The sequence below is a fragment of the Polaromonas sp. SP1 genome (assembly GCF_003711205.1).
Lineage (GTDB): Bacteria > Pseudomonadota > Gammaproteobacteria > Burkholderiales > Burkholderiaceae_C > Polaromonas.
This window is the reverse complement of sequence record NZ_CP031013.1, coordinates 3,563,970-3,577,167: the sequence shown is the minus strand read 5'-3', so window position 1 is coordinate 3,577,167 and position 13,198 is coordinate 3,563,970. Positions and strand designations below refer to the sequence as shown.

10 protein-coding genes are annotated in these 13,198 nt (G+C 64.9%); 7 read left to right on the top strand and 3 right to left on the bottom strand.

From position 1 onward, the window contains the following. Positions 1-115 precede the first annotated feature (115 nt). The 4 genes from DT070_RS16950 (at position 116) to DT070_RS16935 (ending at position 7,344) form a co-directional block, all read left to right on the top strand. Positions 116-2,479, top strand: coding sequence for a Tex family protein (locus DT070_RS16950; protein WP_122956454.1), 2,364 nt, complete (start codon positions 116-118; stop codon positions 2,477-2,479). A 147-nt stretch (positions 2,480-2,626) separates the two neighbouring features. Continuing rightward, complete coding sequence (locus DT070_RS16945; protein ID WP_122956453.1) at positions 2,627-3,754, top strand: patatin-like phospholipase family protein; 1,128 nt, start codon at positions 2,627-2,629, stop codon at positions 3,752-3,754. 96 nt (positions 3,755-3,850) lie between these two features. Further along, a complete protein-coding gene (locus tag DT070_RS16940) occupies positions 3,851-5,575 on the top strand; it encodes an Hsp70 family protein (RefSeq protein WP_122956452.1) in 1,725 nt (574 codons plus the stop codon). Next, complete coding sequence (locus DT070_RS16935; protein ID WP_122956451.1) at positions 5,572-7,344, top strand: hypothetical protein; 1,773 nt, start codon at positions 5,572-5,574, stop codon at positions 7,342-7,344. The genes DT070_RS16940 and DT070_RS16935 overlap by 4 nt, the downstream gene beginning before the upstream one ends. Before the next feature lie 14 nt (positions 7,345-7,358). On the opposite strand, the gene DT070_RS16930 is transcribed toward DT070_RS16935, so the two are convergent. Continuing rightward, positions 7,359-8,495 (bottom strand): iron-containing alcohol dehydrogenase, encoded by a 1,137-nt coding sequence (locus DT070_RS16930; RefSeq protein WP_122956450.1) that lies wholly within the window; start codon positions 8,493-8,495, stop codon positions 7,359-7,361. 144 nt (positions 8,496-8,639) lie between these two features. On the opposite strand from DT070_RS16930, the gene DT070_RS16925 reads away from it, so the two are divergent. The 3 genes from DT070_RS16925 to DT070_RS16915 are packed head-to-tail and all read left to right on the top strand — an operon-like array spanning position 8,640 to position 11,334. Next, on the top strand, positions 8,640-9,506 hold the full coding sequence (locus DT070_RS16925) for a 2-keto-4-pentenoate hydratase (RefSeq protein WP_122956449.1): 867 nt from the start codon (positions 8,640-8,642) through the stop codon (positions 9,504-9,506). 38 nt (positions 9,507-9,544) lie between these two features. Continuing rightward, positions 9,545-10,480 (top strand): alpha/beta hydrolase, encoded by a 936-nt coding sequence (locus DT070_RS16920; protein ID WP_194965907.1) that lies wholly within the window; start codon positions 9,545-9,547, stop codon positions 10,478-10,480. Next, entirely contained in the window at positions 10,477-11,334 is an 858-nt protein-coding gene (locus DT070_RS16915; protein ID WP_122956447.1) for a YbgC/FadM family acyl-CoA thioesterase, read from the top strand. The genes DT070_RS16920 and DT070_RS16915 overlap by 4 nt, the downstream gene beginning before the upstream one ends. Here DT070_RS16915 and DT070_RS16910 read toward each other — a convergent pair. Both DT070_RS16910 and DT070_RS16905 read right to left on the bottom strand, forming a co-directional pair. Then, positions 11,321-12,181 (bottom strand): NRDE family protein, encoded by an 861-nt coding sequence (locus tag DT070_RS16910; protein ID WP_122956446.1) that lies wholly within the window; start codon positions 12,179-12,181, stop codon positions 11,321-11,323. The genes DT070_RS16915 and DT070_RS16910 overlap by 14 nt on opposite strands. A 27-nt stretch (positions 12,182-12,208) precedes the next feature. Next, positions 12,209-13,147, bottom strand: coding sequence for a folate-binding protein YgfZ (locus DT070_RS16905; protein WP_122956445.1), 939 nt, complete (start codon positions 13,145-13,147; stop codon positions 12,209-12,211). Between the last annotated feature and the right edge of the window lie 51 nt (positions 13,148-13,198).

The window sequence follows — 13,198 nt, the reverse complement described above, 5'->3', positions numbered from 1 at the left end:
CCTGTGGGACAATGCCGACCCTTGGCGTCAGTTTGTGTTTGGGCGTCAGAGGCAAATTACCGCTTATTTCTTCTTTTTCAGCTTTCTTCGAACCTCTTCGGAATCTTCTCCCCCTATGCAGAAAATCATCCGCCAGATCGCGGCAGAAATCAAAGTCCAGGAAAACCAGATCAAGGCGGCCGTAGAGCTGCTGGATGGCGGCGCCACCGTGCCTTTTATCGCGCGTTACCGCAAAGAGGCCACCGGCGGGCTGGATGACATCCAGCTGCGTGAGCTGGAACAGCGGCTGGGCTACCTGCGCGAGCTGGAAGAGCGCCGCGACGCGGTTCTGAAGAGTATTGAAGAGCAGGGCAAGCTCACGCCTGAGTTGCGCGCGGCCATTGAATTTGCCGCCACCAAGCAGGACCTGGAAGACTTGTACCTGCCCTTCAAGCCCAAGCGCCGCACCAAGGGCCAGATCGCCCGCGAAGCCGGCATTGAGCCGCTGGCCGACAAACTCTTTGCCGACCCCTCATTGGTGCCGGCCGACGAAGCAGCCGCCTTTGTGAAAGCCGAGAAGAACGAAAGCGGCGACGACTTCACCACCGTGCAGGCCGTGCTCGACGGCGTGCGCGACATTCTCAGCGAGCGTTGGGCCGAAGATGCGGGCCTGGTGCAGTCGCTGCGCAATTGGCTCTGGAGCGAAGGGCTGTTCAGCTCCAAGCTGGTCACGGGCAAAGACGAAAACAATGCCGACAACAGCAAGTTCCGCGACTACTTCGATTACGACGAGCCGATCGGCCGCGTGCCTTCGCACCGCGCGCTGGCGGTGTTTCGCGGCCGCGGGCTGGAGATCCTGGACGCCAAGCTGGTGTTGCCCGAGCAGGCCGAACCGGGCAAACCGAGCATCGCCGAAGGCAAGATCGCACTGCACTTGGGCTGGAGCCACAAGGCCCGCCCGGCCGACGACCTGATCCGCAAGGCCGTGGCCTGGACCTGGCGCGTCAAGCTCAGCCTTTCGCTGGAGCGCGACCTGTTCACCCGCCTGCGCGAAGACGCCGAAAAAGTCGCCATCAAGGTGTTTGCCGACAACCTGCGCGACCTGCTGCTGGCGGCGCCCGCCGGCCCGCGCGTGGTGATGGGCCTGGACCCGGGCATCCGCACCGGCGTGAAGGTGGCGGTGGTCGATGCCACCGGCAAGCTGGTTGAAACCTCTACCGTCTATCCGCACGAGCCGCGCAAGGATTGGGAAGGCTCGTTGCACACGCTGGCCAAGCTCTGCGAAAAGCACGGCGTCAACCTGATCGCCATCGGCAACGGCACGGCCAGCCGCGAAACCGACAAGCTCGCCGCCGACCTGATCAAGGGCATGGCCAAGGCCGGGCAGGTCATTGAAAAAGTCGTGGTCAGCGAAGCCGGCGCGTCCGTGTATTCCGCCAGCGAGTTCGCGTCGCAAGAGATGCCCGATGTGGACGTGAGCCTGCGCGGCGCGGCCAGCATTGCGCGCCGCCTGCAAGACCCCCTGGCCGAGCTCGTCAAGATCGACCCGAAATCGATCGGCGTGGGCCAGTACCAGCACGACGTGAACCAGAGCGACCTGGCACGCAGCCTGGACACCGTGGTCGAAGATTGCGTGAACAGCGTCGGTGTGGACCTGAACACCGCCAGCGTGCCGCTGCTGGCCCGCGTGTCGGGCCTGTCGCAAACGGTGGCCAAATCGGTGGTGCGCTGGCGTGACGCCAATGGCGCCTTTGCCTCGCGTGCCGACTTGCTAAAGGTGACCGGGCTGGGCGCCAAGACCTTTGAACAGAGCGCCGGCTTTTTGCGCCTGCGCAGCAGCAGCAACCCGCTGGACATGACCGGTGTGCACCCCGAAACCTACCCGGTGGTCGAAAAAATCATGGCCCACACCGGCAAGCCGGTGGCCGAGCTCATGGGCCGCGCCGAAATGCTCAAGACCCTGAAGCCCGAGCTGTTTGCCAACGAGCAGTTCGGCGTGATCACCGTCAAGGACATCATCACCGAGCTGGAAAAACCCGGCCGCGACCCGCGCCCCGACTTCAAGGTGGCACGCTTTAACGACGGCGTCGAAGACATCAAGGACCTGAAAGAAGGCATGACGCTGGAAGGCACCGTCAGCAACGTGGCGGCTTTTGGCGCCTTTGTCGACATCGGCGTGCACCAGGACGGCCTGGTCCACGTGAGCCAGCTGGCCAACAAATTCGTCAACGATGCGCGTGAAGTGGTCAAAACCGGCGACATAGTGAAAGTGCGCGTGACCGAAGTCGATGTGGCGCGCAAACGCATTGGCCTGACGATGAAGCTGGACGCCGCACCGGCCCGCAAGGACGGCCCGCGCGACAACCGTTTTGAAAGCGCTCGCCCCGGCGGGCAGAACCGCGGTGGCAACTACGGCGGCGGGCGCGCCGGCGCACCGCAACCGGCGGCGGCCACGGCGATGGAGTCGGCGTTCAGCAAGCTGGCCGGGCTCAAGAAGTAAGCGGCTGACAGTGGGTGCAGGGCAGGGCGGTGGTCCCGCAAAAGACAGTGTTCGCTGGGGATTAGTGATCAAATAGGCCTCCAGCCCAATCAGCACCTGCACAAGCAGCTATCAAATCCATAGCAGACCAGCATCAGGCCACGCCCCATGAAAGCCCTCCGCATTTACGCCGGCCCCACCGCGCGCCGGCATATCGAGCAAAACGGCCTGCAGCCGGCCGACATCGGCGTGGTGCCGGGCGCAGCTGGCGGGCCCAAAGGTTTGATTCTGGGCGCACTCGACCGTTTCATTTTTGGCGACTGGCTGGCGCAAACCACACACCCGGTGCACCTGGTGGGTGCCTCCATCGGCGCCTGGCGCATGGCCACCGCCTGCCTGAATGACCCGGCCGCCGGATTCGCCCGGCTCGAGCACGACTACATCCACCAGCACTACGAATTGCAGCCCGGCCAGAAGCGGCCGACCGCCGACTTTGTAAGCGAGCAGTTCGGCCAGAGCCTGAAAGACTTTTACGGAGGCCGCGTGCACGAGGTGCTGCAGCACCCGCGCTACAAACTCCACATCGTCACCTCACGCGGGCGCCACCTGCTGGGCCGCGAGCACAAGCTCGCCACGCCGCTGGGCTACCTCGGCGCCTTCCTCACCAACAGCCTGCACCGCAAAGCCATGGGCGCCTGGCTGGAGCGCGTGGTGTTTTCCACGCCCGACACCCAACTGCCCTTTGCCACCACCGACTACCGGACACGCCAGGTCGACCTGAGCGAAGAGAACTTCAAGCTGGCGCTGCAGGCCAGCTGCTCCATCCCGTTTGTGCTGCGCTCGGTGCACAACGTGCCCGGCGGCCCGCCCGGCGCCTACTGGGACGGCGGCATCACCGACTACCACCTGCACCTCAACTACGCTAGCGATTTGATAGCAAAAAGCCAAGGCGCAGACTGGGCTGGAGGCCAAAATGGCTTGAAATCCGCCGGCCTGGTGCTGTACCCGCATTTCCAGAAATCCGTGGTGCCCGGCTGGCTGGACAAAGGGCTCAAATGGCGCCACAAAGCCACCCATTTCCTCGACAACATGGTGTTGCTGGCACCCGATCAGGAATGGATCAGTAAGCTGCCCAACGGCAAACTGCCTGACCGCACAGACTTTGTGCGCTATGGGCCCGATTTGCAGGGCAGGGTAAAAGCCTGGAGCGCAGCCACCGCCGCCAGCGCGCAGCTGGCCGAGGAATGGCAAGCGTGGCTGGCGCAGCCGGACATGGCACACATCCATCCCTTGTAAGCAACCCCGCCAGGGAGCCCCGCGGCGGGAACGTCGCGTACCATAGCCGGTTGCATAAAAAACAGGCCCTCATCGGGGCGCAGGGAGGATTGATTCATGATTGCCGGCATAGACCTCGGGACCACGCACAGCCTGGCTGCCATCTGGCGCAACGGCCGTTCGGAACTGGTTCACAACGCCCTGGGCGATGTGCTGACGCCTTCGGTGGTCAGCGTCGATGACGACGGGACGATTCTTGTCGGACAGGCCGCCCGCGAAAGGCTGCAAACCCACCCCGAACGCACGGCCGCCGTCTTCAAGCGCGCCATGGGCACCGCCAAAACCTTTCGGCTGGGCAAACGCGAGTTCCGCGCGGAAGAGCTTTCTTCGCTGGTGCTGCGGGCGCTCAAGTCCGACCTGGAAGCCGCGCTCGGCGAGCCCGTGACAGAAGCCGTGGTGACGGTGCCGGCGTATTTCTCCGACGCGCAGCGCCAGGCCACCCGCACGGCAGGTTCGCTGGCCGGTTTTGCGCAGGTGACTTTGCTCAACGAGCCCACGGCGGCGGCCCTGGCTTACGGCATGCACCAAAAGCAGAGCGAAACGCAGTTCCTGGTGTTTGATTTGGGCGGCGGCACTTTTGACGTCTCGGTGCTGGAGATGTTCGACGGCGTGATGGAAGTGCGTGCCACCGCGGGCGACAACCAGCTGGGCGGCGAAGACATCGACCAGTTGCTGATCGCGCATTTTGTGCGTGAAACCGGCTTGCCCGACGCCGAACTCCATCGCCCCGCCACACGCGCCCAGCTGGGCGCACGCATGGAGGCCGCCAAAAAGGCGCTGTCCCTGGCCGAGAGCGCCCCGGTCAGCGTCAACGCCGGCGGCCGGGACTATGCCATGACACTCACCGCTGCGGTGCTGGAGGCCTGCATCAAGCCGCTGATGGACCGCCTGCGCGAGCCGGTCGAGCGCGCCATGCGCGACGCACGGCTGCGTCCGGCCGAACTCGATGCCGTGGTGCTGGCCGGCGGCAGCACGCGCCTGGCCTCCATCCGGCAATGGGCCACGCGCATGTTCGGGCGTTTTCCTGAAACGGCGCTGAACCCCGATGAGGTCGTCGCGCTCGGTGCAGCCGTGCAGGCCGGCCTGAAAATGCACGACGCGGCGCTCTCCGAGCGCGTGATGACGGACGTCTGCCCCTACACGCTGGGCATCGAAACATCCCGTGAGATCAGCAGCGGCCGGCATGCCGGCGGCTTTATGGCGCCCGTGCTCGAACGCAACACCGTGATCCCGGCCAGCCGGGTGCAGCAGTTTTCGCCGCTGGTCGACTTCCAGAAAGAGTTGCGCCTGAGTGTCTACCAGGGCGAAGGCCGCCGCGTGAGCGAGAACATCAAACTGGGCGAGTTCAGCGTGAACCTGCCCTCGGCGCGTACACATGAAGTCTCGGTCGACGTGCGCTTCACCTACGACGTCAATGGCTTGCTCGAAGTCGAGGCAACCGTCAACAAGAACCGCCAGGCCGTGGGCGAGCCGGTGCGCCTGGTGATCGAAAACTCCGCCGACCATTTGTCGCCCGAGCAGATCGCCGCACGGCTGGCGGCCCTGCACGAACTGAAGATCCACCCGCGCGACCAGATGGAAACCCGAACGCTGATGGCGCGCGCCGAGCGTTTTCACAGCCAGTTGCTGGGCCAGGCCCGGGAGCACCTGGCGGCCGTGATCACGCGCTTTGAAGTCGTGCTCGAGTCGCAGGACCAGCGGCGCATCGCACCGGCGCGACAGGAACTGGTTGACCTGCTGAAAACGCTGGACGCCGACCGCTACGTGCTGGACGACGCATGATCTTCTTTTCAGGCAACGGTTTTGCTCGTCTACAGCTGGACGAGTCCGCGACAGAGCGCGATGTGAAGCGGGCCTACGCGCGCGAACTCAAGCTGATCGACCCGGCCACGCAAGCTCAGGCTTTTGCGGATTTGCGCCAGGACTACGAAAACGCGCTGGCGCACGTGCGGTTCACGGCCGAGTTTGCCGCAAGCGCCCAGGATTTCGGGCACACCGGCGAGGAGGGCGCCCCAGGGCAGGACGCGGATAAAGGCGAAGAGGCCGCGGAGATGCGGACGAACGTGGAAGAAGAACCACGTCCCGCCCAAGCACCGGAACCGGAACCGGAACCGCTGGTTGCCGCGGGCCAGGCGCAAAGCCAGGCATCGGCACCCGGACCCGCACCGCAGGAGCTTCCCCGCCATTTGCCGTTCGACAGTTTTGCCGAAACGCTGACGTTTTCACCCTCCGATCTGCCCGCCGCCCAGGCGGCCCTGCGGCGCTGGCTTGCGCAAGACGAATTGATGCTGATGGCCGCCCGCGAGGCATTCGAGTTCGAACTGATGGAAGCGCTGGGCTCACGCCGTTTCGGCCAGCGCACGGCCGTCCTGTTTCTGGCCGCCTCGCAGGCCTTCTACTGGGATTCGGGCCGCCACAGCCAGTTGGAGCGCATGGGCCACGTCGGCAGTTATATCTCGTCGCTGCTGTATGAGATGGCTGTGCTGGACGCGCCCTCACAATGGCGCTGGCTTGCCCTGACCGAGGCGCCCGACCCGAAAATGGCCCTCACGCTGCTCAATGACGCAGAGCGCATGGAGTCGCTGTCGCCGGCCCTGGCCCGGCTTTTCTTTGCCGACGGCCATATCGAAGCCTGGCGCGAGGCCCGGGACCACGCGCCCCTGCTGCAGCGCGGCAGCAAACGCTTTGTCACGCTGTTCAAAACCAGCGCCGCACTGCGCGGCGGGCTGCTGCTTCTGGTGGTTCCGGTGGTGCTTGTCATCATGTCTTCGCTGCTGTCTGTCGCGCAGAAAAAGGAGGCCACGCGGGCATCAGCCCTGTGTGACGGTTACTTCGCGTCGGCGATGGCCAGAAACTGGAAAGACATGCCCCTTTCCGACATCACGCAACTGGAAAACTGTGCGCGTGGCGTTCCACCTTTGCTGTGCAGCGACCGGGCGGCTATGCAGGATGTGCTGGGCATCGCCAAAAGCGTGCAAGGCAGCCGGTACTACACCTATGACGTTAACGGCATGCAGGTGAACCTGTCTGATGGCCGCCGGTTTGGCGGCGCGCCATCTACGGGCTGTTCGTCCGTAATGAGTTTCGCCACGTCTGCATCATGGTTGAACCAGGGGGACGAAAAAGCCGCGAAGCAGCTCGTTGCCGACGTCGCCAGGTGCTCTGCCATTGACAGCAACAGAATGGAAAGCTCGGCCCTGCTCACGCTGCTGGCACAAACCGACGCCTGGCCGGCCCCGGTGACCGGCCGCCCGGGCAAGTCCATCGCGCTCAGTTCCCTGCTGATCACTGCCCCCAATGCCGCTCCCCTGGTCACTTCCCCCAATCCCGCACCGGCCGCACCCTATAAGCCGTGGCCGGCATGCGCTGCGGCGATGAGTGACGATCTCAAGCTTCGTATGGGAGAAAAAGAATGGTCGGCCGCATCGACCCGCGCCAACCACAGCGGGGAGCTGGCGCTGCGCAAGATACTTGCTGGCGCCACGAGCCTCAGTGATGCCGAACTGGCCGCAGCGGCAGCTGCGGCTGTTGCCGCGACGGCCGGACGCTGATCAGATGAATTGCATCAAAGCGACGCCGCCAGCATCTCCTCATACTCCCCAGCCGTCGCAATCCGCGGATTCGTCTTGTGGCAATGGTCGGCCAGCGCGCCGGTGATGATCTGGCTGAACTGGCCGCGCTGGACACCCATCTCACCCAGCCCGCCGGGCAAGCCCAGCCGGGCGTTCATGTCGCGAATGGCTTCGGGGATGTCGCTGCCTGAAGCCAGGCCCATGGCGCGGGCCATGCGGTTCAGGCGGTTGTCTTTTTGCACAGAGTCGGCCTCGGCATTGAAGCGCACCACCGCCGGCAAAAACATCGCGTTCAGTGTGCCGTGATGCAGGCGCGGGTCTACGCCGCCCAAGCTGTGGCTTAAGGAGTGCACGCAGCCCAGGCCTTTCTGGAAGGCCATGGCGCCTTGCATGGACGCACTCATCAAGTTAAAGCGCGCATCACGGTCGCTGCCGTCGCGGGTGGCGCGTTCGATGTGGGCCCAGCCGCGCTCAAGGCCGTCCAGGGCGATGCCGTCGGCCGGCGGGTTGAAGGCGGCCGACATAAAGGTTTCCATGCAGTGCGCGATCGCGTCCATGCCGGTGGCGGCCGTGAGTTTGGCCGGCAGGCCGAGCGTGAGTTCGGGGTCGCAAATGGCGGTCTTGGGCACCAGGTGCCAGGAATGAAAGCCGAGCTTGCGATGGTCGTCCACGATGATGATGGCGCCGCGGGCGACTTCGCTGCCGGTGCCGCTGGTGGTGGGCACGGCGATCAGCGGGGCGGCCTTGTCGGTGATGAGCGGCGAGCCGCCCTCGATGGTGGCGTAGCGGGTCAGTGGGCCTTCGTGCGTGGCGGCGATCGCCACGCCCTTGGCGCAGTCAATGGCCGAGCCGCCGCCCACGGCGATCAGGCCGTCGCAGCCGCTCGTTTTGTAGAGCTCGGCGGCGGCGCGCACGGCGGCCTCGGTCGGGTTCGAAGGCGTCTGGTCAAACACCGTGACCTTCATGCCGGGCAGGGCGTCCAGCGCTTTTTGCAAAATGCCGGCGGCTTTCACGCCGGGGTCGGTCACGATGAGCGGGCGGGTGATGCCCACGCGTTCGCATTCCTGCTTGAGCAGCTTGACGGCGCCGAACGCGAACTGGATCTGGGTGACGTAGTAGATGAAGGCCATGCGGGGTGTCTTTCTGCGTTGTACGATGCGGAACCCAAAACGCATTCAAGCGGACCGCAACCGGAGGGGCCGGGCAGCTGGCTTGACGGCTTCATAGCCTGGCAGGCGTTCCGTTCTCTTTACTTTAATCGCAGGAGACATCCCATGCATCGCAAGCAAACCCTGATCGCAGTCACCTTGGCGATAGCCGGCTTCCATGCCGGCGCCGAATGCCTGACCGACGCGCAGGTGAACGACATGGCCGAAAAAATCGCGGCCAAGGCGCCGGCCGCCAACCCCGAAGGCCTGAACGAAGCCGACGGTGCCTGCACCCGCGCCAAGCTCAACGCGCTGCTGGAAAAGCGCCACGGCAAAGTGGTCGGCTACAAGGCGGGCCTGACGAATCCGGCGGTGCAAAAGCGCTTTAACTACGACCAGCCGGTGTGGGGCAAGCTCTATGAAGGCATGGTGTTGCCCAGCGGCTCGGTGGTGGACGCGGCCTTTGGTGCGCGCCCGCTGTTTGAGGCCGACATGCTGGTGCGCGTGAAAAGCACCGCCATCAACCAGGCCAAAACACCCATGGATGTGCTCGAAGCCATCGACCAGGTGATTCCTTTTATCGAACTGCCCGACCTGGTGGTGCAGGCGCCGCCCAAACTCAACGGCCCGGCGGTCAGCGCCATCAATGTGGGCGCGCGGCTGGGTGTGGCGGGCACGCCGATGGCCGTGCCCGTGACGCGTGGCGAGCGCTATGCCATGCTGGGTGCGCTGGCAAGCATGACAGTGGTGCTGGCCGACAGCGCCGGCGCAGAACTGGGCAAAGGCAAGGGCAGCGACATCCTGGAGCACCCGCTCAATGCCGTGGTCTGGCTGGCCGGCGCGCTGGCCAAAGAGGGCATCGCGTTGAAGCCGGGCGACCTGATCAGCCTGGGCTCGTTCTCGCCGCTGCTGCCGCCCAAGGCCGGCCTCACGGCCACCGTGACCTACCAGGGGCTCGCGGGCGCGCAGCCCGTGTCGGTGTCCTTCAAATAATGGCGGCCCGCCCGCCGCAAGCGCTGCTGACGCCTGCAATGCGGGACGTGCTCGGCCGCATGGCGCGCGCCAATCGCCCGCCGTTTCACACGATTACGCCCACTGAGGCCAAGGCCGCCTATGAGGCCGGCGCCGGCGTGCTGGAGATTCCCAAGCCTGCTTTGCAACGGGTGGAAGCGCTGAGCATCCCGGCGCGGGACGGCCATGAATTGCCGGCTCGCCTCTACGCACCGTCGACGGAAAGCCTGCCGGTGCTGATGTACTTTCACGGCGGCGGCTTTACCGTCGGCAGCGTGGCCACGCACGACATCCTGTGCCGCCAACTCAGCCACCTCTCGGGTTGTGCCGTGGTGTCGGTCGACTACCGGCTGGCGCCGGAGCATAAATTTCCGGTGGCGGCCAACGACGCCTGGGACGCCCTGCAATGGCTGGCGTCCCACGCGGCCGGCCTGGGCCTGGATGCCACGCGCCTGGCCGTGGGCGGCGACAGCGCGGGCGGCACGCTGGCGGCCATGTGCGCCATCCTGGCCCGCGATGCCGGACTGCCGCTGGCGCTGCAATTGCTGTATTACCCCGGCTGCGCGGCCCACCAGGACACGCCGTCGCACCAGGCCTTTGCCACGGGCTTTGTGCTGGAAGAGGCCGACATCACCTGGTTCTTCAATGGCTACATTCGCAGCCCGGCCGACCGTGACGACTGGCGCTTTGCGCCGCTTAACGCGCCGGATGTGGATGGCGTGGCGCCGGCCTGGCTGGGTTTGGCGGAATGCGACCCGTTGGTAGACGAAGGCGTGATGTATGCCGACAAGCTGCGCGCCGCCGGCGTGGCGGTCGACCTTGAGATTTACCGCGGCGTGACGCACGAGTTCATCAAGATGGGGCGCATCATTCCCGAAGCGCGCCAGGCCCATGCCGATGCGGCCCGGGCTTTGCGCGAAGCCTTCAACCTCAACTTTTCGACAGCCCAACCATGAAACGACAGGACTTCCGTTTTTTCCATCGCCTTCGCGTGCGCTGGGCCGAAGTGGACATGCAGAAAATCGTGTTCAACGCGCATTACCTGATGTACTTCGACACCGCCATCACCGACTACTGGCGCGCATTGGCGCTGCCGTATGAAGAAGCCATGGTGCACCTGGGGGGCGACCTGTATGTGAAAAAGGCCAGCGTTGAATACCACGGCTCGGCGCGCTTTGACGACAGGGTGGACGTAGCGCTCAAGTGCGCCCGCATCGGCAACTCGTCCATGGCGTTCACCGGTGCAATCTTCCGGGACGATGAACGCCTCATCACCTGCGAGCTGGTTTATGTGTTTGCCGACCCTTCCTCGCAGACCTCCAAACCGGTGCCCGACGCCTTGCGCCGCGTACTGACGGCTTATGAGGCCGGCGAGGCGATGCTGCAGATCAGGACCGGCGACTGGGCGGCGCTGGGCGCCGACGCATCCAAAGTGCGCACCGCCGTGTTTGTTAAAGAGCAGGGCATCCCGATGGAGATGGAATGGGACGAGGCCGACAACACGGCCGTGCACGCCGTGGCCTACAACGGCCTGGGGCAGGGCATCGCCACGGGCCGGCTTGTCACGCAGGCAGACGGCGTGGGCAAGATAGGCCGAATGGCGGTTCACCGCGTGCTGCGGGGATCACGTGTCGGCGGGGATATCCTGAACACCTTGATGGCCGTGGCCCGCGAGCGCGGTGACCGCGAAGTCATGCTGTATGCCCAGCGCAGCGCCGAGGGCTTCTACCAGCGCCTGGGTTTTGCACCGCGCGGCGAGCCCTTCGAGGAAGTCGGCATCCCGCACATCGAGATGGTCAAGACACCCTGACGGCAAGCTGTTCGCGGCGAACGTCCTGAGCGGCGGTTTCGCCTCCGCGCATATGCGTGCGCTCTTCCAGCTGAACGTCCCATTGCCCTTTATCGCCATTCAGCGGTGTGGCAAGCAGCATGGTGCTGCAACGCGTGCCGTAAGCGCGCCCCGGAAAACCCACAAAAGCGCTCGAAAGAGCCTCCTCCAGTTCGGGTGCAACACCCGTATGCGGGAGTTCCCGGGGCAGGGCGCGCTGGCGGTTGCCCAGCGCCGCCCAGAGCGATGCCCGCATGGCTTCATGGTCGGCCCGGCTTTCGCCATCCTTCAAGGCTGCGGCCAGGACTCGTTTCAACTCGACGGTTTTAGGCCAGGGTGTGTCGAGCCCGGCATTGGACAAACCATACAGGCCGGGCGGCAAGGCCTGGACGTAGAGCGTTGGTCCTTCGGAAAGCACCACGGATTTGTTGGTCACCCAGGTCCAGGCGCTGTGCTGAAGATCGCCCAGCACCAGGTTAAAGCCGCCGTAGGCTGCGCCGCCGCCTCCGGTGTTTTCAAGCTCCGCCACAAAACCTTCGGCGTTACCGGCGCCTTCGAGCCAGCGTGTGACCAGTTCGCCGCGCGAACGCGGTGCGATCTCGGGGCTGGCCTGCCGCACATTGGTGAGGAAAGCGATGCGGCCGCCGGGCGTGATTCCCATCCATGTGCCGCCGGCGCGCAGGTCGCGGCCTGAAATGATTTCTTGCCCGGAAGGCGTTTGCCAGCGGGCCAGCGGCAGCGTCGGGCGCGCCAGGAATTCATCGCGGTTGGCGGCGATCACCAGCGGCCAGCGATAAGAGGCGCCAATGGCAAATGCGACGAGACACATGCTGAGAGGGCGCTATCTACTATCTATTTAGATGTCTTCGAGCAGCGCGTAGGGCAGGGGCAGCAACGCAAGCGCTTCGCCCGTGGCGCTGCCCAAAGTCAGGCGGCCGCCTTCGGCATCGGCTGCGGCAGAAGTCTGCATGGACACGATGACGTCAAACCCGCCGGCCGGATTGGGCGCCGCCGCGGCAACCAGGCCGCAGGGTTGGCCAGCATCGGAGGCATGAAACACCTCCTGGCCCACCGACGGCGTGCCGGCGGTGTGGGCCACATAGGCGCGCCGTTTGAGCGTGCCGCGGAACTGGCTGCGCGCCACGATCTCCTGGCCGGGGTAGCAGCCTTTTTTGAAGTTCACGCCGCCCACGGACTCGTAATTGAGCATCTGCGGCACAAAGGCTTCAAAAATCGGCTGGGTGATGATCGCGATGCCGGACTGCACGCCCAGCCACTCCCATTCGGCGAGGGTGATGCGCGGGCCTTCGGGCGCGGGCGAGGCGGCGGGTGCACACCACAGCGCGCGCGGCTGGCCGGCGCCCGGATGCAGGAACACCAGGTTTGCAGCATCAATATCGGCTTTGGCCCAAATACCGCCTTGGCTTGTAGCTATCAATTTAATAGCGGAACCCGCCAGGCCGTGCAAGGCGAATTCCGCGCTTGCGTCGCTCAGTTTTGCCTTGGCGCGCAGCACAAACATCGACAGGCGCTTGAGGGTGGCGGGCAGGATGTCGCGGCTGCAGACCAGCAAAAGATCCTGGTCGCGCTTGAAGACGATAAAGCTGGCCTGCATGCGGCCCTTGGCATTGCAGAAGGCCGCCAGACGGGCTTCGTTCGCGCCCATCAGGGCCACGTCCTGCGTCAGCTGGCCCTGCAAAAACGTGACGGCGTCTTCGCCGGTTACGCGGATGACGCCGAGGTTCGTCAGTTCGGTGACACCGGAAATTGCTGAGGGGCTTGGGGGCAGGGTCATGGGGCATTCACAGTCGGTGAGAAGATGGGCTGAATTATCATAGGCCTCGGC

Excerpts from the sequence above, each read along its gene's own strand:
- DT070_RS16950 (WP_122956454.1), top strand. The coding sequence starts at position 116 with ATGCAGAAAATCATCCGCCAGATCGCGGCAGAAATCAAAGTCCAGGAA.
- DT070_RS16945 (WP_122956453.1), top strand. The coding sequence starts at position 2,627 with ATGAAAGCCCTCCGCATTTACGCCGGCCCCACCGCGCGCCGGCATATC.
- DT070_RS16940 (WP_122956452.1), top strand. The coding sequence starts at position 3,851 with ATGATTGCCGGCATAGACCTCGGGACCACGCACAGCCTGGCTGCCATC.
- DT070_RS16935 (WP_122956451.1), top strand. The coding sequence starts at position 5,572 with ATGATCTTCTTTTCAGGCAACGGTTTTGCTCGTCTACAGCTGGACGAG.
- DT070_RS16930 (WP_122956450.1), bottom strand. The coding sequence starts at position 8,495 with ATGGCCTTCATCTACTACGTCACCCAGATCCAGTTCGCGTTCGGCGCC.
- DT070_RS16925 (WP_122956449.1), top strand. The coding sequence starts at position 8,640 with ATGCATCGCAAGCAAACCCTGATCGCAGTCACCTTGGCGATAGCCGGC.
- DT070_RS16920 (WP_194965907.1), top strand. The coding sequence starts at position 9,545 with ATGCGGGACGTGCTCGGCCGCATGGCGCGCGCCAATCGCCCGCCGTTT.
- DT070_RS16915 (WP_122956447.1), top strand. The coding sequence starts at position 10,477 with ATGAAACGACAGGACTTCCGTTTTTTCCATCGCCTTCGCGTGCGCTGG.
- DT070_RS16910 (WP_122956446.1), bottom strand. The coding sequence starts at position 12,181 with ATGTGTCTCGTCGCATTTGCCATTGGCGCCTCTTATCGCTGGCCGCTG.
- DT070_RS16905 (WP_122956445.1), bottom strand. The coding sequence starts at position 13,147 with ATGACCCTGCCCCCAAGCCCCTCAGCAATTTCCGGTGTCACCGAACTG.